Genomic DNA, 22,819 nt, shown 5'->3' with positions numbered 1-22,819 from the left:
TGCCTGTGTCCCTACGACAACTCAATCACTCATTCGTTCCCGTCTTTTGTTTTTTGCTTTTCACCCTCAACAGCTTGTTGAACAGCAGGGCTATCGAGAATCTCTTTTGCCATATTCATAAATTTCAGGCTGTCTGGATGAACGGTGCGCTTGAGCTGCGGCACTGGTTCTGGCTGCGACTGAGATTGTTCCGGTGTAAATTTGCGGTTTTCTGAATTCATCAAATACTTGCGCGACCTACACCCCAGTTTGTTCGGGATTGAGAACTGAGCCAAGCAAGAGAATGCTCAATACTCAGCACATTTTGAGGGGAGAAGCCGCACCCTCCAACTCAAAGACATTAAAGATTTACTTTTCCAAATATTTTAACGGAACGAGCCTAATTAGGTCGTGTCTCCCGCCAGGGTGAAGTAGACGGCTTGCCGTGTCCCACGTCCAGGGATTCGCTAATTTCTGCTGTACCCTTGGAGTCGGTCACTGCTGAACCCAGACTCACTGCCAGAGGATGCCTGCGGGCTACCCCCAACACCACGAGAATTTAGGCAATTTATCTGCTCGCTCCCCACGGTGAAGTATATGGGTATACCCAAAGGCTCGATTGCCGAATCCCATTTATGTCTTCTTACAGATGATATTACGTGCGCATCTCTTTAAAATATGGACTGACAATAAAAGTCGTTTTTGGCGATCCTTTTAATCTAACTTTATCTAAACTTCACAAGAGTCCCCACAAAACCCGGAAATTTAAAGCTTGAGTAAAGATACTTAACCCATGTGTAGATGAGTTCGTAAGTATTGGGTAAAATCTTATGAAGCTTTAAGAAAGTTTTCCGTAAAAACCCCGATCCAATGGTGTAGATTTAACCAAGATAACTGAGGTTGACTGTAACGAGAGAGCGATCGCTCAACCCAGCAACCGCTTCGCTGTCAGTCTACTTAAGCATTATCGCGGGGAAGATTTAGTAGGCCTTCTACAAAGCTCGACGTACCCCACGCCATTCAGGGGAAAGTGCAAGAGCAGTAGGTACTACTAATCTGCATCGTTTTGAAGTTGGTGTTCTCACCCAAGCTCTACTAACACAACATCGGCATCTATCTACTCAAAAAACCGGTCAAAACTTATGGTTGACGTTACAGTAGCCATTCCCACCTTTAATAGTGAAAAGCGTTTACCCGAAGTTCTCGATCGACTCAGAGAGCAGATCAACACCGAACACTTTTCGTGGGAAATTATTGTTGTTGATAACAACAGCACCGACAAAACCGCAAAAATTGTTCAAGAATATCAAGCCAACTGGTCAGAAGTTGCTCCGCTACACTACACGTTGGAAGTTGAGCAAGGAGCTGCATTTGCTCGCCAACGGGCTGTTGAAGAAGCCAGAGGCACTTTAATTGGCTTTTTAGATGATGACAATCTGCCTGACTCTAACTGGGTTGCTGCTGCTTATGCCTTCGGTCAAGCGCATCCAGAAGCGGGTGCCTACGGTAGCCAAATCCAAGGAAATTTTGAAATCGAGCCACCTGAAAATTTTAAAAAAATTGCTTGTTTCTTGGCATTAGTGGATCGAGGTGCGGAAGCCAGCCTTTACGAACCACGCAAGAAGATCCTGCCTCCAGGGGCAGGATTAGTGGTTCGCAAGCAAGCTTGGCTTGCGAACGTGCCTAAGCGCCTCGTCCTCAATCACAAGGGGAGAGAAGCTAAGTTAGCAAGCGAAGATTTGGAAGCCACATTGCATATTCAGCGCGCGGGTTGGGAAATCTGGTACAATCCCGAAATGCGTGTTTACCATCAAATTCCCCGCTGGCGATTGGAAAAAGATTACCTAATTTCTCTCATCCGTTGCGTGGGTTTAAGTCGGTATCACATACGGATGCTCGGTCTGAAGAACTGGCAAAGACCTGTAGCTTTTCCAGCTTACCTGCTCAACGATCTCCGCAGACTAATGCTCCATCTGATTAAATATCGAGGAGATCAAAGAGATTTGATTGCGGCTTGCGAGCGGGAACTACTGTTATCTAGCTTGATTAGTCCCTTTTTCCTTTTCAAAAATAAATACTTAGAACTTGGACAAGCTAAAATATTTGGCTTGAGAGAAGACATTAATTCTTTACCGGGACTAGTAGATCGCAAAGTATCTACTGCCCCATAAGAAAGGTTGGTTAAATTTAAAATTGGACTGGAGACAACAATTAGCCGTGGGGGTTGACGCTAGCTCAATCCACGGCTACTCTGAAGGCAACTTCTGAACCCCAATCAGGGCTGGGCTTGTAGATATGTCTAAGGTAGACTTTACTGTAGCAATTCGCACTTACAACGGGGAAAAGCTTCTACCAGCCGTTTTGGAGCGATTGCGATCGCAGGTAGGCACCGAGCAGATTTCTTGGGAAGTGGTTGTCGTCGATAACAATAGCACTGACAACACCGCCAAAATCATTCAAGAATATCAATCTAACTGGCCTCAAGCATATCCGCTCATGTATTACTTTGAGCCACAGCAAGGCGCAGTGTTTGCAAGACTACGCGCCATTAAGGAAGCAAGAGGTACTTTTATTGGTTTTTTGGATGATGATAATTTTCCGAACCCAAATTGGGTAGCAGCAGCCTACTCCTTCGGGAAATCTCATCCAAAAGCAGGTGCTTTTGGAGGTCAGATAAAAGGCGAATTTGAAGTTTATCCGCCAGAAAACTTTGAAAGAATTCAATCTTTTTTGGCACTGAAAGAAAGAGGTTCAAAACCTAATCTATACGACCCGGAGAATTTAAGCCTTCCTCCAGGAGCCGGATTAGTTGTCCAAAAGCAAGTGTGGCTAGACAACGTTCCCGCTCAACTTGTTCTTCAGGGACCAGTTGGGTCATCCTTGGCAGCCAAAGGAGAAGATTTTGAAGCGCTACTCTACATCGGACGCGCTGGTTGGGAAATTTGGTACAACCCCGAAATGTGTATTTATCATCAAATTCCCAAGTGGCGGTTAGAGAAAGATTACTTAATAACCCTGATTCGAGGGGTAGGCTTAAGTATTTGTCAGCTACGCATGATTAATGCTAATAATTGGCAAAAGCCAATTATTATTACCAGAATCCTTTTAGGAAACCTGCGTAGAGCCATTCTTCAACTAATTAAATATAGAGGTAAGTTGAAAACTGACCTGGTTGCTGCTTGCGAAATGGAATTTTTCTTGAGCAGTTTAGTGAGTCCATTTTATTTTTTGAAAAAAAGTATGCAAATAAAATTTCTAACGGGGAAAAATTAGTAGAAGTACAAGAATTACAACTAAGTAGTTCGAGGAATTTTGTTAATTGATTTTATTAAGCTCATAACCGTTGACTTTTAATAAGGTTCAATTAATCAAACGAACGTCTATTGAACTAAACTTGACATAGACGTGCTAAGTTTCGCCTGGTTGAACTGGTTTTTCAAAGGGTAGCTGCATCAACCATGTCAATTTTCAAGAAAAAAATCAAGGTTTTGCTCTATGGAAATGTACATGGAGCTTATCGTTGCGAAAATTTGCTCAAGTTTTTGTTGGATTCTGGATACTATGTTTCCTTCGTCTATCCAGATTTTTACCTCCGAGGAAGAGGAAGACAAACCTTTTTTACTCAATTTATTCGCAAAGTTTTCTCTAAATTTTATCTTATAGAGCTTTTTGTAAAAGCTGCTTTGGCAGACGTAATCTACGTATTGCCAATGAGCGCTAATTTTATTCAAAGTGCTTTGTGGGTGTCAAAAATCTTTAAAAATAAAGTGGTCATAGAACCATACATATCGATGTATGACACTTATGTAAGAAATAAAGATGACATTCAAGAAGGAAGTAAAGCAGCCAAAGAAATATTGAAGAAAGATATCCTAGCGTTTACAAAAACAGATTATATCATTCACCTGTCCGCTTATGAACTTGCTTACTGGGCAAAAGTTTTAGACGTTGAACTCGATCAAAATAAAGTTTTTATTGCTCCTTTATTTACCGAATCTAGACTAAGCCTTAAAAGACAATTTATGGGGGATGGTATCCTAAATATCTGCTGGTGGGGAACAATTCTTCCTCTACACGGAGTAGATAATATATTACAAGCCATGAAAATTTTAAAGGAAAAAGAGATACCGTTTACTTGCAATTTATTTGGTGCTTATGGATCTGGATATGCAGAACGGTTTCATGCCTACGAAAAGAAAATCAAGCAAGAGGAACTAAGCGATCGCGTTTTTCTTAGAAAAGATTTAAAGTTTTCTGATGGCTCTCTACCTAAATATTTAGTAGAAAATTGCGACCTAGCCTTAGGTGTATTTGGTAATAACGAAAGGGCGCGTAATAGTGCAACCCCCAATAAATTAGTCGAATCCCTTGCAATGGGAATACCAACCTTGAATATGAACTTTCCTGGTTTAAAAGAATTCTTCGACCCAGAAGTAGACTTTTGGACTTGCGAACCGACAGGTGAATCAATCGCTCAAACAATTCTTACGATCGTCAATGGTACAGCCCCTCCTGTGGACTGGGAACAGACTCGCCTGAAAGCGTTGAATACTTTTAGCCTAACTCGATATCAGGAGGTTGTGACTAAAGTCTTAGATAAAGTTGAAGATGACTTGCAAAGAGAATAGGTGTCAAATATATTAAGTAGCCAGTACATAAAATTACTTAATATAGATACGGGTGCGAAGCGGAAGATTGATTTATGAAGTTAAGTATTATTATTCCCTGTTTTAATGCAGCAGATACCCTTGCGATTCAACTTGAAGCATTGGCAAACCAAGACTACTTTGACTCATGGGAATTAATTATCTCCGATAACGGCTCCACTGACGATTCACTAGCAATTGTGGAACAATATAAAGAACGGTTACCCAATCTCCGCATCGTTGATTCATCTAAACAGCAAGGGCGTTCCTTTGCACGTAATACGGCTGCAAAAGCGGCGACTGGCGACGCACTGGTGTTCTGCGATGCTGACGACGAAGTGGCTCCTGGATGGGTTGCTGCTATGGGGGAAGCGCTCTCGAAGTATGAATTCGTAGCAGGTCGCCTTGAATATCAAAAGCTTAACGAGCCTTGGGTACAAAAAGTTTATACACTTAAGCAGCGAAATGAGCTTCTTGAATACAAATATCCTCCTTATCTGCCCTTTGCAGGTAGCTGCAATCTTGGTGTTAAACGCTCTCTGCATGAATCTATCGGCGGTTTTGATGAAAACATGATCCGACTGCAAGATGTAGACTATTGTTGGCGGATCCAACTTGCCGGGATAAAACTTCACTTTGTAAAAGACGCAGTTGTTCATTACCGGCTCCGCAGCACTCTGAACGGTATGTACAAGCAGGCACGCCTGTGGGGAGAGTATGATGTTTTTCTATATAAAAAGTATCAACCCTTGGGTATGCCCCAGCTTTCATGGAAGACCAGTGGAAAAGCTTGGTTGCACTTGTTAAAGCGCCTTCCAAAAGAAGTATTCATTAAGGAAACCCGTAGTAAATGGGTAAAAGATTTGGCTTGGCGCATAGGACGTTTACAAGGTTGCGTCAAGTACCGGATTTTAGCCTTCTAAGAATTGCAATTATTGTCTGAGATACAGGACAGAATCTTAAATGTTTTCAAGAATTAGAGTTGGAACATTTCTAACCTTTTGGATACTTTACCTTTTCTCCAGTTTGTCTCTTTTTTTTACCGGAGTACTTGGAGTCAAGCGTTCCGACTTACTATTTCATTCAGATTATCATCGAGTTATTACTCAACTAACCACGTATAAAATTAATTTTTGGCGCACTCATACTCATCCTTTATTTATTCTTGTCTTTAATCCTCTAGGATTTTTACTCAAAAAAATAATTGGTTCTGGGGAAATTGTTGGCATACTATTTAGTACCTTTTTTGGAGCTGTTTGCGTTGTTTTAACCTTAGTTTTTTTCCAGAAACTGGGGTTTAAGCCTTTTCACGCCATTCTCTACTCAGCTATCTTAGGATTATCTACATCTCATATATTTTTCAGTTCGGTTCCCGATACGTTTATTTTCGCTGCCTGTAGTCTGATAATTATTTATTTGCTGGCAGTTGCTTACCCAGGCAGCTTAATCTACATGGTTCTAGCAACTATTTTTGCGCTCGGCATGGTAATAAGTAACGTAGTGCAGGGGATTATTGCCTATTTTTTCAGCATCTATCAGGGTAGGTTTAATAAAAAAGTTTTTACAAAACTGATTATTTTCATCGGGTTAGTTTTGTCTGGTGCTATTGCTTTGAACCTCTTGCAGAAGTTGATATATCCAAGTGCCGATCTATTTTTTATTCCAGGAAGTTATTACTCTAAAGAGGGAGATTATGTAAATTTGCCCGATCAATCTAGCAGTATTTTTTCGAGAATCCTAAAATTGCTAGGATATATTTTTATATTCAATTTTATTGCCATTAAGCCGCATATATGGAGAACTATTGAAGATAACCCACCTTCTTGGGTAAAACTTAATTCTGCACCTGCACCTTGGGTGAACTTCGATCCTCCATCTATTACAGCACTTTATATACCAGGCATTATCGCTTTTTTGCTGTGGACAGTTTTACTCCTTTGGAGTCTTTATGCCTTTATTAAGTTTCGCGCCGATAAAATGCCGATAATGAGGAGTTTAATTTTTTGTATTTTATTTAATTTTTTACTACATAATATTTATGGAAAAGACTATGAGCTGTTCTTGTTTACTCCGAATTGGACTTTTTTAGTATTGAGTTGGATGGCTCTTTCTCTAAAATTCTATAGTCATGCAGAAGGGATTAGCTCAAAAGTATTAAATGCCTTGTTATTACTGTTTGTAATCACCCAACTTTTAAACAATGCACAATTCGTTGACACGTTAGTTTCCTTGTATCAACAATCAAATTTAAGCTTGAACAAAGTATAACGAGTTTCGTAGTCAAGATAGGGCATGTTTAAGTAGTGCGAATTTGCCGTAAGCTAGCTTGAACTGATTAAAGGAGTTGATAGGGCTAAAAAAGCGAACTAACAAAAATATCAAATTTAAATCTAGTTAAGGAGTATAGAAGAAGCATATGTATTTTTTGCTTATTTTAGTCAATTTACTGAACTATTGGCGAAGATTAAATCCTTTAACTCGAAACCTCTTGGTCTTTACCTTTGCTAATATTGTTGTCGTAAATTTTATATTAATAACCCTGTTTTCTACAGAGTGGAAAGACCTAGGATTATCTAGAACTGAAATCTTCTTGCGGTACGGGCGAACCATCAATGATTCATGGGAACCCATGCTAGAAGCGTTCAACTATATTCAATCTGAGCATCAGCAATTATTATACGCTAAAGTTTTTTTTGAAGAACAAACAAAATTTCAGTATCCCCCTAGCTCTCTGCTAGTCTTCTATTTTCTAAAAATAAATGTAGTTGAGGGATTTCTAGGAAATATTGGATTATCCATATTTAATAATTTAAAATTTATTTCATGGAATTTTATTATTTTAACGATTTTTTTTGTTATTCAAATATTTAATTTAAGTTTAAAAAAATACAAATGGAAAGAAAACGTAGCCATATCCAGATTCGAGCGAATTGCTATCAATTTTTTCCTAGTTTGTTTAAGTTTGAGTTTTTACCCAGTAGTGAAAGCCTATACATTAGGGCAAATTCAGTGTTGGCTTAATGCTTTGTTTGCTGTGCTTTTTTGGTGTTGGATGACAGATAGGAAAAAAATCGCAGGCATTTTAGGAGGAATAATGTGCCTGATTAAGCCCCAGTATGCTCTGATTTTGATATGGGGAATTTTGCGTAAGCAATGGAGCTTTACTCTGGGATTTATCGCCACAAGCTTGCTTGGATTGATAGTTTCAATATCCTTAATCGGCTTTGCAGATCATGTTAACTACTTAAGCGTATTATCATTTATTTCCAAGCACGGCGAAACTTTTTTTACAAACCAATCAATTAATGGTGTTTTAAATAGATTGCTATTTAACGATCCCATTCTTAACTTTAATCATAATTCTTTCCCGCCCTATAACCCTTGGGTTTACTTGGGAACAGTACTAAGTTCAATCGCTTTAATTTCAGCGGCTCTATTCTTGCCAATGCTAACGAGTGAGAAAGGAAGTATCACGGATTTCTCTATTATTGCATTAACCTCTACAATTGCTTCTCCAATTGCTTGGGAACATCATTATGGGATTCTTTTGCCAATTTATGCTTTTTTACTTCCTTATTTATTAACCAAAAAAGTATTAGGAAAGTTTACGATTTATTTCCTGGCTATAAGTTATTTCTTAACCAGTAATTATTTTGCGATCGCTAAGGATTTAGCGTACAAAAAAATAGCTTTTCTCCCCTTAAACATTTTTCTGTCTTATCTACTGGCTGGCGGTTTGATGGTTTTAGTATGTCTATACATTTTAAGGGGTACGAAATATGAGATAAATGAGAGTAACGATAACCCTCAAAATAACGTAGTTATGGAGTAGTAATAATTAGTAGTGAACTGCTGCAAATAACCTTTAAAATTATCAGAGCCTACTTAACATAACTAGTTATCAACGATTGTGCAACTTACCTGCGTATTTTTCTCGGATGCTCTTACCAAATTAGGAAGTTAGGTGAGAAATTGCCTTCTTTGCCAAATCTTTATATAAAAGAATGCATATTTATGGAGTCTTGATAGTTTATTAACGGTTTTTCGACTAAAATCATTACGGAATAAGCGATTAAATTTTATCTTATTTAATCTCGGCTTAAACTGATACATCTAGATAAAAAAGCTACTTTCGGTGAGAATTACGAGGTTATTGCATGAAAGCAGCACTGCTTACTGGAGGACTTGGTACTTAGGAGAGTAGAGTAAAGTGGGTATTGAGTTCTAAAGTCGGAAATCATTGACTACATACAGATGCATCCACAGCTTGGGAATAAAAGTCATTTAAACCGTGGTGTTGTTGACTGTAGTATTTACTACAAGCTGGGGTACTTTAAAACGAAGTTTTGCAGTGAATCTGCCTAAAAAAAATTATTTCTATCAGAAAAAAGGTTTAAAAGCAAATGAAAATTCCCGGATTTCCCAGTGATAAACAAAATTCAACTCAGCTAGCTGATAATTCTATAAAATTTCCTTATATTAAAGCTTTAAGACCACGCCAGTGGACAAAAAATCTGATTGTTTTTGCAGCGCCCTTGTTTGCTTTCAGTATTAATCTGGAATCTTTGCTAGCCTCTTTACTGGCGTTTGCTTTGTTCTGTTTGACTTCGAGTAGTTTCTATCTACTCAATGACATTGCAGATGTAGAAGCTGACCGTCTACATCCAGTCAAGAGTAAGCGACCCATTGCCGCAGGCTTAGTCAGCGTACCAGTGGCGATGGTAATGGCAGTCTGTTTGCTGGGTACTGGTTTAATTGTCGGCTGGTTGCGATCGCCCTACTTGGGAGCAACCATCACCGCATACGCACTGCTGCAAATTGCCTACAACCTGCGGCTGAAGCGGACTGTGATTTTGGATATTATTGCGATCGCAATGGGTTTTGTCTTGCGAGCCTATGCAGGTGCTGCTGCAACAAACATTGTTTTATCCCCCTGGTTTCTCCTGTGTACTGCTATGCTGGCTTTGTTTCTGGGTGTGGAAAAGCGCAAAGCAGAACTGCGGCTATTGTCAATTAGAGGTGGCAAGACCCGGTCTGTATTGAAGCGCTACTCGTTGCCTCTACTCAGCCGCATGGAAAATACAGTGACAACCGGCGCAGTCATGACCTACGCGATCTGGAGTTCCGGACCTCAAGTTCGTGGAGCATCAACACCTTGGATGTTACTTACATTACCCTTTGTTTTATACGGGGTTTTCCGCTATCAGCTACTGAGCGATTCGCAAGAAATCGCTCGGAGAAGTGATATCGATGACGAAGGAGGACAAACTGAGCGTCCGGAGGAAATTTTATTAAAAGACGTGCCGATTCTCCTGACGGTACTCTCTTGGATCGTTACCAGCTTTGTCATTCTATTCCTGAAACGTCAAGGGCTAATCGAGTAATTTTTGAGTTGTTAGTCTCTGAACTTGTTGTGGCTGAACTTGTTGTGGCTGTGAGTGAAATGACCAAATGTTAAACCGAGTGTCTCTGTTCTTTTCCCGCTCTGTTAAACAAAAATCTAAAAAACCGGCTGTCAACCAGGGGCCTTACAGTTTTCCGAGAGAGGCGTACAGCTTGGCAGCCATAGAGCTTGACTGGCTAAAGCTTTGCGGAATTCAAGGGATTATTATCGATTTAGACAACACCATTGTTTCTGAAGACGATCGCTACGTGTCTCCTGGTGCCGAAGCTTGGATCGAACAGGCAAAATTACAAGGATTTCAATTTTTCATTCTCTCGAATGGCAAGCGCCGGTATCGGGTAAAGGCTTGGTCCCATCGTCTAGAGATTCCAGCAATCAACCCAGCCAAGAAACCCTTTCCTTTTGCCTTCCGTAAAGCCATCAAATATATGCGGCTTAAACCAAAACAAGTTGTCGTTATTGGTGATAGCCGTCATACAGATGTGTTAGGGGCATGGCTAAGCGGCTGTGCGAGCATCCAAGTTGCCACGCTTCCTCATCCCTTTCGATGGTGGGAAAAACTCCTGGGAAAACGAGTCCAAACGCCGTGGCCTAACGACCGCGAGCTTTGGGATTTTGATTCTTTTTATTAAGCGATGGCTTAAGCAAGCTGAATATCCAAGAAAGTGTCGTTGTTTATGTTAGCTAATCTTCTATTTCCTTTTTTAATCTTGCTGACCGTTGGCTTAAATACTCTCGCACAAACATTGTTAAAATTGGGAGCCGGTCAAAATCCCTTAAATCTTTACTTGCTGGGTGGGATTTTAGTTTATGGTCTCAGTACAGTTTTCTATATTTTAGTTTTGGGGAAGTTTAATTTATCAGTTGCTTATCCAGTGGTGATTGGCTTAACGGTGGTAGCAACGACGATTGCCGGAGCAGTTATTCTCAGGGAGAAGGTTTCTCCGGTTGATTGGGTGGGAGTGGGATTGATGATCAGTGGAATTTGCGCGATCGCTTTTGGCAGATTGTCTTCAATAACATAGTTAGTATTCTATCGGCAACCTTCTAGGCTACTGCTCTAGCCTACAAGCTTGAATCGCAAAATTAGTCGATTTTGCGATTTTTTTGCTGTTTTTATGAGTTAAAAATTTAAAACTACTAGAGGCTCAACTTTTTAAAGTTTTAATAAAGACCCTCTATTTGTTTACTGTATCTTTACAGATATCTCAGTATTTTCCGCTTAGAATATTTAATTAGAGAAAATTGATTTTTTCGACTAAGAATGCATTTCTATTATACATGAATCTATCTAAAGGTATAGATTCATTTTCATGAAAAAAGAGGCGATCGCATGAAAGCAGTGATACTAGCTGGAGGGCTTGGAACTCGACTCACGGAAGAAACCACAATCAAACCAAAGCCGATGGTGGAGATTGGTGGACGACCTGTGCTGTGGCATATTATGAAAATTTACGCAGCTTATGGAATCAACGATTTCATTATCTGCTGTGGTTATAAAGGCTACGTAATTAAGGAGTATTTTGCCAACTACTTCCTACATATGTCCGATGTCACGTTTGATATGCGGTTTAACCAAATGAATGTGCATTGTGGCTATGCCGAACCCTGGCGAGTCACGTTGGTAGATACCGGAGATCAAACGATGACCGGAGGACGCTTAAAGCGAGTTAGAGAGCATATTGGGAATCAAACCTTTTGCTTTACTTATGGAGATGGCGTAGCGAATGTCAATATTCAAGAGCTAATAGACTTTCATCGAGAGCAAAAGTGTTTGGCAACCTTGACTGCAACTCAGCCACCGGGACGTTTTGGAGCGATTTCTTTAGAACCCGATCAACATAAAATTACCACTTTTCGGGAGAAGCCTGAAGGGGATGGTGCTTGGATTAATGGGGGTTACTTTGTTCTAGAGCCGGAAGTCATTGATTATATTGAAGATGACTCCACAATTTGGGAGCAAGAACCCCTGAAAAAATTATCTCAAGATGGACATCTGGCTGCTTACAGACATCCTGGTTTTTGGCAACCAATGGATACTTTACGAGATAAGAACTACCTAGAAGAACTTTGGAAGAGTGGGAATGCTCCTTGGAAAGTTTGGTAACAAATTTTTAGGATAAACACTCATCCATTTCAGTTGCAGGGGCAAGAATTCTTATGTATGATTTTGCAATTATTGGCGGCGGGATTGTTGGACTTTCTACAGCAATGGCTTTAGGCAAACGCTATCCCTCTGCCCGTATAGTGGTGCTGGAAAAAGAGAGCCAGTGGGCTTATCATCAAACCGGCAATAATAGTGGCGTGATTCACGCTGGCATTTATTACAAACCAGGAAGTTTCAAAGCTAAATTTTGCCGAGAAGGAAGCCGCTCAATGGTAGAATTCTGCCGAGAGCATGGCATTGCACACGAAGTCTGCGGCAAAGTAATTGTGGCAACGGAGGAAAAAGAGCTGCCACGATTAGAAAGCCTCTATCAACGCGGCTTGGAAAATGGGTTAAAAATTAGCAAGATTAGTGCAGAGGAAGTCAAAGAAATTGAACCTCATGTCGCCTGTATCGCGGGTATTCGGGTGTACGCAACGGGGATTGCCGATTACAAGCAGGTGGCTCGGAAATATGCTGAGCTAGTTGAAGCCCAAGGTGGAGAACTTCGCCTCAATACCAAAGTTGAGAAAATTGTTGGAACGGGGGAGAATCAGGTACTTGAGACAAATAACGGCACGTTTGAAACGCGCTTTGTCATCAATTGTGCCGGACTGCATAGCGATCGCGTTGCCAAATTAGGAAACGTCGATCCACAAGCGAAAATCGTCCCTTTCCGGGGAGAATACTACGAACTCACGCCACAAAAACGCTATCTCGTCAAAACCCTGATTTATCCGGTTCCTAACCCAGATTTTCCCTTCCTAGGCGTTCATTTCACCCGGATGATTGATGGAAGCGTCCACGCAGGACCCAATGCTGTTCTCAGCCTCAAGCGTGAAGGCTACAAAAAGACAGACTTTAATCTGCGGGATTTTGCGGAAGTGATGACTTATCCCGGTTTCTGGAAATTGGCAGCAAAACACGCCGACGAAGGCATTCAGGAAATTATTCGTTCCTTCAGTAAAGCCGCCTTTGTGCGTAGCTTGCAAAGGCTGATTCCGGAAGTGCAGTCGGATGACCTAATTCCCACCCACGCTGGGGTTCGCGCTCAAGCTTTGATGAACGATGGCAAGTTAGTAGACGACTTTTTAATTGTTAAAGGCGATCGCTCCGTCCACGTTTGCAATGCGCCTTCCCCCGCGGCTACCTCTTCCCTGGAAATTGGCAAAGCAATCGTAGAGCAAATTCCGGAACCCCAACCCCTACAAACAACTGTTAGCGTTTAGGAATTGAACGAATGAAAGTATTAGTAACAGGAACAGAAGGCTATCTCGGCTCGTTACTCGCGCCCCTTTTGATGAAACGCGGACACGAAGTGATTGGGGTAGACACCGGCTTCTACAAAGTAGGTTGGCTGTATAACGCCACCGATTTAACTGCCAAAACTCTCAACAAAGATTTGCGGCACATCACACCAGAAGACTTAGAGGGTGTCGAGGCAATCGTTCACATGGCAGAACTTTCCAACGACCCCGCCGGACAACTCTCACCCAATATCACCTACGACATTAACCATAAAGGTTCAGTTCGCCTTGCCAATCTAGCGAAGGCAGCGGGGGTGCGGCGCTTCGTTTATATGTCTTCTTGCAGCGTCTACGGCGTCGCCACAAAAGATGATGTGACTGAAGAATCTCCCGTCAATCCCCAAACTGCTTATGCAGAATGTAAAACCTTCGTAGAAAGAGATGTCAAACCACTCGCCGATGACAATTTTTCTCCGACCTTTCTGCGAAATGCCACCGCTTTTGGGGCATCCCCCAGAATGCGTTTTGATATTGTTTTAAACAACTTGGCGGGCTTAGCTTGGACAACGAAAGAAATCAAAATGACCAGCGACGGAACTCCCTGGCGTCCGTTGGTTCACGCCCTTGATATCTGTAAGGCAATTATCTGCACCCTAGAAGCGCCCCGTGACATTGTTCACAACCAAATTTTTAACGTCGGGGACACCGCTCATAACTATCGAGTTAAAGAAATTGCGGAAATTATTGCCTCAGTCTTCCAAGGATGCCAGTTAACCTTTGGAGAAAATGGCTCGGACAACCGCAGCTATCGAGTTTCTTTCGAGAAGATTAACAAAACCCTACCGGGATTTAAGTGTGAATGGGATGCCCGACGGGGTGCCCAGCAGTTATTCGATTTGTTCAAGCAGATTGATCTGACTGAAGACATCTTCTTGTTCAGAGGGTTCACTCGCTTGAAGCAGCTAGAGTACCTGATTCGCACTCAACAAATTGATCGAGATTTTTTCTGGAGTAAGGAGTTATTAAATCATGGCGATCGCTAAGTGTCGTTTTTGCAGCAAATCCCTTGAGCATACCTTTGCCGATCTAGGGATGTCACCCATTGCCAATGACTACCTAACACCAGAACAGCTGCGTCGGGCAGAAAAAAGCTACCCACTTCATGCCTATGTTTGCGAAAGTTGCCTTTTGGTGCAGCTAGAAGAGTTTGAATCTCCCGATCATATCTTTGGGGATGGAGACTACGCTTACTTTTCTTCTTACTCAGACAGTTGGTTGCGTCATGCCAAAGCTTACACGGACTTGATGGTAGAAAGGTTTGGGTTTGACAAAAATCATCAAGTCATTGAAATTGCTAGTAATGACGGCTACCTGTTGCAGTATTTCCATGAAAAGGGAATCCCGGTTTTAGGAATCGAACCAGCGGCAAATGTAGCAAAAGTCGCAGAGGAAAAAGGAATTCCCAGCTTAGTCAAGTTCTTTGGGGTGGAAACAGCTAAGGAACTGGCAGCAGAGGGGAAGCAAGCCAATCTGTTGTTGGGCAACAACGTCCTCGCCCACGTTCCGGATGTGAATGATTTTGTAGCGGGAATGAAGATAGCCTTGAAGCCAGATGGCATCTTGACAATGGAATTTCCCCATTTGTTACAGCTGATGCAGCAAAATCAGTTTGACACAATTTATCATGAGCATTTTTCCTACTTCTCCTTCTTAACCGTCGAAAAAATCTTTGCCGCTCACGGTTTGACCTTATTTGATGTCGAAGAAATCCCGACTCACGGCGGTTCGCTGCGAATTTACGGCAAGCATGACAATGCGGCTGAGCCAGCCATGAGCGCTCGCGTCAATCAATTAAAATCCAAGGAAACTCAGGCAGGCTTAGATAAGATAGACACCTATCTGACCTTTGGAGAAAAAGTCAAAGAAACCAAGCGCAAGCTACTGACTTTTTTGATTGAAGCGAAACAACAGGGGAAAGCGATCGCAGGGTATGGTGCCCCAGCCAAAGGCAATACCCTCCTAAATTATTGTGGAGTTCGCACAGACTTTGTTGATTTTACGGTAGATCGCAGCCCTCACAAGCAAGGAACCTTTCTACCCGGCACTCATATCCCCGTCCTCAACCCCGACGAAATCCGCGAAAAACAGCCTGACTACCTGCTAATTTTGCCTTGGAACCTCAAAGAGGAAATTATGCAGCAGATGGCATTTATTCGAGAGTGGGGAGGCAAATTTGTAGTCCCAATTCCAGAAGTGCAAGTTTACCTATGATATTCACCGAAACCAAACTCAAGGGTGCCTTTATTATTGACATAGAGCAACGAGAAGATAATCGAGGATTATTTGCTCGGACTTTTTGTGCCAATGAATTTGCAGATCGTGGATTAAAGCCAAACGTTGCCCAATGCAACCTATCCGTGAACTACAAAAAAGGGACGTTGCGGGGTATGCATTATCAAGCAGCCCCCGCCAGCGAAACAAAATTAGTTCGCTGTACCCGTGGTGCCATATACGATGCAATCGTCGATATGCGTCCAGAATCGCCCACGTATTTGTGTCATGTTGGCATCGAACTAACCGCTGAAAACCGACGTGCCCTGTATATTCCTGAAATGTTTGCCCACGGTTTCCAAACCCTAACCGATGACGCCGAAGTGGTATATCAGATGAGCGAGTTTTATACACCAGGGTATGAGCGCGGGCTGCACTATGACGACCCCATCCTGGGGATTGAATGGCCCTTACCCGTCAGTGAAATTTCCGAAAAAGATTTATCCTGGCCTTTGTTCAGCTCTTATGTTCTTGTCGGGGCATAATTTTTTTCTAACTATTGAGCGAGTTGTTCGATACAGAACTACCCGCTCAATGTTTGGATAATGTAGAGTGAATGGAGCGCTACAACCCTTAAGGAAATAGCAAAGTGAACACAATCTTTTTCGATTCTGATGTTAACGATGAGGTGAGGCGAAAACATCTTTTCAACGGACAGATTTTCGTCTTCTCACCCCGTCCAAGTGCGATCGCGCTGTGCGAATTAGCTCGCGAACTTACCCAAGAAGCGTTTGGTTCTCTAGATCCACGAGAAGCACAATTTAGCCTCCCCGTCGAAAAGTTTGTGGAGATTGTCGCTCCGCTCAAGCCCAGATTTATCCATCACCCCAAGTCAAAGCAGCTGATTCGGGAACTGCTAGAGGATCTTGGCTGCGAAATGAACAAAACCTATTTCGACGTTCCGCGCATGAGGGTTGTGTGTGATGGCACCTACCTCAACGCAGGGGTTGCTTATCCGCTGCACCCGCATCGTGACACCTGGTACGCTGCTCCCCTCTGCCAGATGAACTGGTGGCTTCCCATCTACGACTATGAATCCGAGAGTTCGATGGCATTTCAGCCCCGCTACTGGAGCCAGCCAGTAAAAAATGGCTCTAGCGAGTACAACCACTATGAGTGGAACCGGGAAGGGCGGAAAAACGCCGCCCAGCACATCAAGAAAGATACCCGGAAGCAGCCCCGCCCATTAGAACACGTCGATCTCGATCCGCAGATCCGAGTCGTTACCAAACCAGGCGGAATCATCCTCTTCTCTGGCGCACAGCTGCATTGGACAGTGCCCAACACCTCCGGACGTACGCGCTTTAGCATCGACTTCAGAACCGTACACCTCGACGATGTTATCGCTAAGGACGGCGCACCGAATCTCGACTCCGCGCCTCAGGGCACTACGCTCAGAGAACTCATGCGGGGTAGCGATCTCGCTCGCATTCCTGATGACATCATTGCGCTCTACGAGAACGAGCCACCACCCAGTGAGGAGGGGCTTGTGTTCCAACCTCCGGCGGAAGTCCTAAACTCTGTTCGTTAGAAGTTAACGAGCATTCAGCGAACACTTCCAGATCCAGATGATGCCCTCTTCGGTTTAGGATCTCCCCCAATCCCTTGTTAAAAGGCAATTGGGGGGATCTCCGAGAGCTGAAATGACCGACTCAGATGTATTGCCATCTGATGCAGCAACTAACAATCCTGTAAAGGTCGCTAAAATCAGTGCTAACTTTACGGATGCTGAAGCTAGTATTAAGGACGTTCGAGTTGCCCTTGATTTTTTGCAAAAGAGGCTTAAAGCTGTGAACCTCACCGATCTAAAGAGAGTTCTTAACCCTGATGATATTGGCAACGAGATGTACCAGGTGATCTCAAAGCTATATCCGATTTGCCGCAGTATTACAGGAAATGGCTTTCGAGAAACTCTCAAGATTATTCAAGAACTCATTCCTTTAGAAATTCACGAGGTTCCGACGGGAACGGAAGTGTTCGACTGGACGGTTCCGAAGGAGTGGAATATTAAAGATGCCTACATCAAAAATTCCCAAGGTGAGCGAGTTGTAGACTTCCAAAAATCCAACTTGCACGTTGTCAATTACAGCGTGCCGGTTCGGAAAAAAATGCCCTTCCAGGAACTGAAAGAACACCTGTTTACCCTACCAGACACTCCTGAGTGGATTCCTTATCGGACTTCTTATTATAAAGAAACTTGGGGTTTTTGTTTGAGCCACAAGCAATTTTTAGAACTAAAAGATGAAGAGTATGAAGTCTGCATTGATTCATCTTTAGAACCAGGAAGCCTGACTTATGGCGAGTATTACATCAAGGGAGAAAGCCCAGACGAAGTTTTAATCTCCTGCCATGCTTGTCATCCATCTCTGTGTGACGATAATCTATCGGGCATCGCTCTAAGTGCCTATTTAGCAAAACATCTCAGCTCGATTTCTCTGAGATACTCTTACCGATTTCTATTTATTCCGGGAACGATTGGTTCCATTACTTGGCTGTGTTTAAATGAAGCCCAAGCCCAAAAAATTAAACACGGATTGGTACTAACATGTGTGGGAGATCCAGGCAAAGTTACTTATAAGAGAAGCCGCCAAGGTGATGCCCAAATCGATAGAGCCAGCCTTCACGTTTTAAAGCATTCGGGGCAAGAGCATGAGATTATAGATTTCTTCCCCTATGGCTACGATGAGCGGCAGTATTGTTCGCCGGGGTTCAATCTGGCTGTGGGTTGTTTTATGCGATCGCAGCACGGTGAGTTTCCCGAATACCACACATCGGCAGATAATCTAGATTTTGTGCAACCGCAATATCTGGCTGACTCCTTCTCTAAATGTTTGTCAATTTTCCACGTTTTGGAAGGCAATGGGACTTACTTAAATCAAAATCCTAAATGCGAGCCGAGACTGGGAAAAAGGGGTCTATATAAAGGAATTGGCGGGCAGAAAGAGGGGGCACTGAATGAAATGGCAATTTTGTGGGTTTTGAATTTAGCCGATGGCAATCATACCTTGCTAGACATAGCAGACAGGTCGGGTTTAGCATTTGATGAGATTAAAAGAGCAGCAGATGCTTTACTAGAACATGATTTATTGAAAGAGTGTTTGAAATCAGCAGCCGTCGGCTGAGATTAATCTAAATCCTTGCATCCAAAATTGAATGTCAGCCTTAAAAGACCAAATTGCAGTTGTAACGGGAGCGAGTAGCGGAATTGGCAAAGCGATCGCTCTCGGTTTGGCAGAGCAACGAGTCACGCTTTGCCTGGTGGGACGTAATTTAGAAGCGCTAGAGGCAGTTGCCGAAACTGCTAAAGCAACTGCATCCAAAGTTCTGCTGTATCAAGTTGATCTGACACTAGACGAAGACATTCAGCAGCTAAAAACTCGTCTTGAGCAAGATGTAGGAGAGATTGATCTGCTCGTTCATAGTGCTGGTGTCATCACTTTAGGACACATGAAAACCGCCTCTCTGGAAGACTTTGACTGGCAGTACCGCGTCAATGTTCGCGCTCCTTATGCGCTGACACAAGCTTTGCTCAGTGCGATCGCACTTCGTCAGGGTCAGATCGCGTTCATCAACTCGACCGTGGGTTTGAATGCTAGAGGCGGTGTGGGACAATATGCTGCAACCAAGCACGCACTGAAAGCGATCGCTGACAGCCTGCGAGAAGAAGTCAACGCAGATGGCGTGCGCGTTCTCAGCATCTACCCCGGACGCACTGCTAGTCCCATGCAAGCATCGGTTCAAGAGATAGAAGGTAGAGAATATCATCCAGAACGACTTCTGCAACCAGAAGATGTAGCCGCCGTGGTACTCAATGCCCTCAGTTTGCCCCGCACCGCCGAAGTAACTGACATCAACATTCGACCTTTGAGAAAAGCTTAAATTTCCTTCAGGTTCATAGAATCAAAGACACATTTGGGTAATAACCAAAGGCTTAATAGGCGTCATAATCCTCAACTTTATGTTTTCACGAGCTGAGATATCATTTGTCTGACCTTATCTTCAGAACTTTTTATAGCATTTATAGGAGTTAAATCAGGTTTTCTATGAAAAATTACTTGATTTTCATTCTTTTAATCTTAGGGGCAGTTGGGCTAAATAGCCTTGCTGATAAATACTTAAAAAAGCGATGGAATTTATGGTTAGGCTATGGATTCCCTGTCTTAATTATGATGTTATTTTTATGGAATATTTCTAATCCACCTGCACAAAATTTATTTGCTGACTTTGACAAAGCTTATTACCCAGCGGGTCGTCTTGTACTAGAAAATCCCCCAGATTTATACCTACCAGATAAAAATTGCTTAGGACAACCTGATTGTCCGGCTGGGACTTTTGTAAATATTCCAATAATTGCCTATTTATTTACTCCTTTTTCATTGTTAAGTAAGCAAAATGCCCACATTTTGCTGATGTTTTTAAGTGGCATTGCGATTCTCTTCACTTACTATTTACTAATCAAGCTAGGCGAACTAACAACCGAAAAACAAAAAATCGCCCTACTCGGACTATTTGCGATCAATGGTCCTCTTTATTACAATTTGCGAGAAGGAAATTCGACTCATTTTGTCTTGTTGTTGCTAATCGCAGCTTTTTTTTGCATCCAGGCTAAACGCGAAATTTGGACGGGTGCGCTCTTAGCGATCGCTGCTTTGATTAAAATTCCCTTGTTCCTTTTTGGTGTTTACTTTGTAATGAGAAGTCGATGGCGAGTAGTGGCGGGGTTTAGTGCAGCGCTACTGGCAATTGTCGGAGCATCAATCCTTTTGTTCGGTTTCGATTTACATCAGACTTGGTTTGAGATGTGCATTCAGCCTTACGCTGGAAAGCCAATCGCCGCCTACAACAGTCAGTCACTTGATAGCTTCTTAGCTCGTTTGCTAACTGACGGTGGTCTTACTAAGTGGCTGCCTCTAGAGGTAGGATTGGGGTTCAAACTGGTGCGGTACGCATTGCTCTCACTGCTGTTTGGTGCGACTATTTGGATTTGCTGGCGCTCAAAAAAACCTGTCACATTAGAAGAAGAAAATTTAGAGCTTTCTGTTGTCCTTTGTTTAGCACTGCTTACAAGTCCTATCTCTTGGACTCACTACTATCTCTTGTTGCTACTACCTTTATCTCTCTATCTAGGCAACAAATTAGCAGTCCCTAATAAACAGCTTTGGTCTAGCCTAATATTATTAGGCATTTTATTGATATCGTTGCCTGTTACCTATACTCTGGCTTACTTCAAACCAGGAAATGCTCAATTTCTGAGTTATTTAGTATCCAGGGTGTTTATCTCTCATTACTTCTTCGGCGGCATCTTACTACTGGGAGTCTTGTTGGCTGCTCGATGGCAGAATTCAAAACGCTTTCAGCAATCTCAAAGTAGTCTTGGTTCTCTGTAACCCTGCTTTGTGACCATGCTTTATGGCATTAATTCTTAAGGTGTCAGTATGATTGTTTTTGTTATACCGCTCAGAAGTCAGCAATCTTCAAATTCTTGGGAGCGCGTTCTTAAGTTATTTGCAAGATGTATTAAGTCAATCTCAATCAAACTTCACCAGATTTTAGGGTGATTTTTGTTTGTCACAAAAACCAAAATATTGAGTTGAATCATCCTCACATTACCTACATTGAAGTAGATTTACTACCGCCAGATCCAGCTTTAAAAACTGCGGCTATGGAGAAATAGACAGCTCCTGATTTGGCTGATAAGTGTTTAGACAAGTTGCAAAAAGTGATGGCAGGTTTCATCTATGCTCAACAGCTAAAACCCTCTCATATAATGCTATTGATGCCGATGACTGTGTAAGTAAGCATTTGGCAGAATTTGTCAATCAGCATCCACAATCTAATGGATGGTTTGTAGATAAGGGCTATGTATATCAGGAGGGTAGCCAACTCATATATTACAAAAAATATGCTTTCAATAGCTCGTGTGGAAGCTGCCGAATTGTCCGGTACGATTTGTATAATTTGCCTGAAAAGATGGAAGATGCCAAGCTAACTTCTCTTATTCGTCTTGATTCTCATAAATCAACCGAGATCAAGCAGGGAGAAAGACTTAAGGAATTACCCTTTGAAGGTGCTGTTTATATTATCGGAAATGGAGAAAATCTCTATCCAACAGGTTTCGACACTTTATTTGGTGCTAAGGCGGGAATCACGTTAAGCCTCCGCTCTTGGATAAGAGAAGCCTTCAATTATCGATTTATAACGAAATCAATTCGTAGCGAATTTGGCTTGTATAAACTGAATTAGAAATTATAAATAAGCCTTACAAGGAAAAATAGTTATAAAGCAATTTATTCATTTGATAGGTTGCGCGATCGCATCACTTCTTTTTCGCAGACGTCCCAAAAATAGAGAATAATATTCACTAAGCCTAATATTTTGCTTCCATCTTCTAAAATAACTGGAGTTCCTTCACCCTTAATAGGCAATAAGTCTGCCATACCTGAGATTATAAATAAACTAAAACCGACTAGCAACAGAATATAGGGTGTTGATAATATTCTGCGCCAAAATGCAACGATATAGCTCACTAAACCAAGACCGTATAGGGAATACATAATCACCTTTGGGATACCCACTAATAAATCCAGCGTCAAAGTGAGCCGAAATATATCATCCAATAGAAAAATAGTCAGCGCGATCGCAGAGAAGAGGATAAAGGGATCGCCTTTGTGACTATGACGAATTCTTTTTAGTAAGGTAAAGCTAAATAAACAGATCGTTAAAGAGATGCACCAGAGGATTTCTGAAAAGTGAGTGAAAAGAGCCAGGTAAGGGATGTCTTTACGAAAAGGTTCAGCAAATAGAAGTTTTATGAAATTAACTCTGGCATAGTAGTCTGAACCGTAGTAGGTGCCTGCCATTTTGACATAGACTGTCATTCCCAGAAACAGTAACAGCACTAGACCATTAAAAACGAGAACGGAGCGGTCTTCTATGATTTGTTTGTTGAGGTCTTGCCAGATTTTTTTTATTTGATGATTCCGCATTTTTATTCAAGCTAGTTGTGATTATTTTATAATAGAAAAACACAACGGATTTAGATAGTTAAGTTTTTGTACATCTTTAT

21 protein-coding genes are annotated in these 22,819 nt (G+C 42.1%); 19 read left to right on the top strand and 2 right to left on the bottom strand.

Annotated features, from left to right (window positions below):
- Positions 1–29: 29 nt before the first annotated feature.
- Positions 30–221 (bottom strand): hypothetical protein, encoded by a 192-nt coding sequence (locus tag NDI33_RS00260; protein WP_190428861.1) that lies wholly within the window; start codon positions 219–221, stop codon positions 30–32.
- 900 nt (positions 222–1,121) lie between these two features.
- Here NDI33_RS00260 and hpsE (NDI33_RS00255) point away from each other — a divergent pair.
- From hpsE (NDI33_RS00255) to NDI33_RS00165, 19 genes are all read left to right on the top strand, one after another.
- Positions 1,122–2,150, top strand: a complete 1,029-nt coding sequence (hpsE, locus tag NDI33_RS00255; RefSeq protein WP_190412193.1) for a hormogonium polysaccharide biosynthesis glycosyltransferase HpsE — start codon at positions 1,122–1,124, stop codon at positions 2,148–2,150.
- A 124-nt stretch (positions 2,151–2,274) separates the two neighbouring features.
- Positions 2,275–3,252: a hormogonium polysaccharide biosynthesis glycosyltransferase HpsE gene (gene hpsE / locus NDI33_RS00250; protein WP_190412194.1), complete on the top strand. Its 978-nt coding sequence runs from the start codon at positions 2,275–2,277 to the stop codon at positions 3,250–3,252.
- A 185-nt stretch (positions 3,253–3,437) separates the two neighbouring features.
- Complete coding sequence (locus NDI33_RS00245; RefSeq protein WP_190678063.1) at positions 3,438–4,607, top strand: glycosyltransferase; 1,170 nt, start codon at positions 3,438–3,440, stop codon at positions 4,605–4,607.
- A gap of 74 nt (positions 4,608–4,681) precedes the next feature.
- Positions 4,682–5,548, top strand: coding sequence for a glycosyltransferase (locus NDI33_RS00240; RefSeq protein WP_190678060.1), 867 nt, complete (start codon positions 4,682–4,684; stop codon positions 5,546–5,548).
- Positions 5,549–5,588: 40 nt separating this feature from the next.
- The gene (locus NDI33_RS00235; protein ID WP_190678058.1) at positions 5,589–6,893 is read left to right on the top strand and encodes a hypothetical protein; all 1,305 of its coding nucleotides are present in this window, start codon (positions 5,589–5,591) and stop codon (positions 6,891–6,893) included.
- A 148-nt stretch (positions 6,894–7,041) separates the two neighbouring features.
- Positions 7,042–8,457, top strand: a complete 1,416-nt coding sequence (locus NDI33_RS00230; RefSeq protein ID WP_190678055.1) for a glycosyltransferase family 87 protein — start codon at positions 7,042–7,044, stop codon at positions 8,455–8,457.
- 571 nt (positions 8,458–9,028) lie between these two features.
- Positions 9,029–10,009 (top strand): decaprenyl-phosphate phosphoribosyltransferase, encoded by a 981-nt coding sequence (locus NDI33_RS00225; RefSeq protein WP_190678052.1) that lies wholly within the window; start codon positions 9,029–9,031, stop codon positions 10,007–10,009.
- A 67-nt stretch (positions 10,010–10,076) separates the two neighbouring features.
- Positions 10,077–10,661, top strand: a complete 585-nt coding sequence (locus NDI33_RS00220) for a YqeG family HAD IIIA-type phosphatase (protein ID WP_190412200.1) — start codon at positions 10,077–10,079, stop codon at positions 10,659–10,661.
- A 45-nt stretch (positions 10,662–10,706) separates the two neighbouring features.
- Entirely contained in the window at positions 10,707–11,054 is a 348-nt protein-coding gene (locus NDI33_RS00215; RefSeq protein ID WP_190412201.1) for an SMR family transporter, read from the top strand.
- 308 nt (positions 11,055–11,362) lie between these two features.
- On the top strand, positions 11,363–12,136 hold the full coding sequence (gene rfbF, locus NDI33_RS00210) for a glucose-1-phosphate cytidylyltransferase (protein WP_190412202.1): 774 nt from the start codon (positions 11,363–11,365) through the stop codon (positions 12,134–12,136).
- 53 nt (positions 12,137–12,189) lie between these two features.
- Positions 12,190–13,404 (top strand): L-2-hydroxyglutarate oxidase, encoded by a 1,215-nt coding sequence (gene lhgO, locus NDI33_RS00205; RefSeq protein ID WP_190536455.1) that lies wholly within the window; start codon positions 12,190–12,192, stop codon positions 13,402–13,404.
- 11 nt (positions 13,405–13,415) lie between these two features.
- Positions 13,416–14,465: an SDR family oxidoreductase gene (locus tag NDI33_RS00200; protein WP_190412204.1), complete on the top strand. Its 1,050-nt coding sequence runs from the start codon at positions 13,416–13,418 to the stop codon at positions 14,463–14,465.
- The gene (locus NDI33_RS00195) at positions 14,452–15,693 is read left to right on the top strand and encodes a class I SAM-dependent methyltransferase (RefSeq protein ID WP_190412205.1); all 1,242 of its coding nucleotides are present in this window, start codon (positions 14,452–14,454) and stop codon (positions 15,691–15,693) included. Before NDI33_RS00200 ends, NDI33_RS00195 begins: the two co-directional genes overlap by 14 nt.
- On the top strand, positions 15,690–16,238 hold the full coding sequence (gene rfbC / locus NDI33_RS00190) for a dTDP-4-dehydrorhamnose 3,5-epimerase (protein WP_190412206.1): 549 nt from the start codon (positions 15,690–15,692) through the stop codon (positions 16,236–16,238). Before NDI33_RS00195 ends, rfbC begins: the two co-directional genes overlap by 4 nt.
- 104 nt (positions 16,239–16,342) lie before the next feature.
- The gene (locus NDI33_RS00185; RefSeq protein ID WP_190412207.1) at positions 16,343–17,284 is read left to right on the top strand and encodes a hypothetical protein; all 942 of its coding nucleotides are present in this window, start codon (positions 16,343–16,345) and stop codon (positions 17,282–17,284) included.
- 313 nt (positions 17,285–17,597) lie between these two features.
- A complete protein-coding gene (locus tag NDI33_RS00180; protein ID WP_190412288.1) occupies positions 17,598–18,875 on the top strand; it encodes a DUF4910 domain-containing protein in 1,278 nt (425 codons plus the stop codon).
- A 31-nt stretch (positions 18,876–18,906) separates the two neighbouring features.
- Positions 18,907–19,632 (top strand): SDR family oxidoreductase, encoded by a 726-nt coding sequence (locus NDI33_RS00175; protein WP_190412208.1) that lies wholly within the window; start codon positions 18,907–18,909, stop codon positions 19,630–19,632.
- A 164-nt stretch (positions 19,633–19,796) separates the two neighbouring features.
- Positions 19,797–21,140 carry a glycosyltransferase family 87 protein gene (locus tag NDI33_RS00170; RefSeq protein ID WP_190678049.1) on the top strand — a complete coding sequence of 448 codons (1,344 nt, stop codon included), beginning with the start codon at positions 19,797–19,799 and terminating at the stop codon, positions 21,138–21,140.
- Between the two features lie 310 nt (positions 21,141–21,450).
- Positions 21,451–21,996, top strand: coding sequence for a hypothetical protein (locus NDI33_RS00165; protein WP_199302573.1), 546 nt, complete (start codon positions 21,451–21,453; stop codon positions 21,994–21,996).
- A gap of 44 nt (positions 21,997–22,040) precedes the next feature.
- Here the strand turns inward: NDI33_RS00165 and NDI33_RS00160 are convergent, their stop codons facing one another.
- The gene (locus NDI33_RS00160) at positions 22,041–22,739 is read right to left on the bottom strand and encodes a hypothetical protein (protein ID WP_190678046.1); all 699 of its coding nucleotides are present in this window, start codon (positions 22,737–22,739) and stop codon (positions 22,041–22,043) included.
- Positions 22,740–22,819 lie beyond the last annotated feature (80 nt).

The organism is Trichocoleus sp. DQ-A1 (assembly GCF_039961955.1).
Taxonomy (GTDB): domain Bacteria; phylum Cyanobacteriota; class Cyanobacteriia; order Cyanobacteriales; family FACHB-T130; genus FACHB-T130.
The sequence above is the reverse complement of the archived record's forward strand: the minus strand, read 5'-3'. Positions and strand labels throughout refer to the sequence as shown.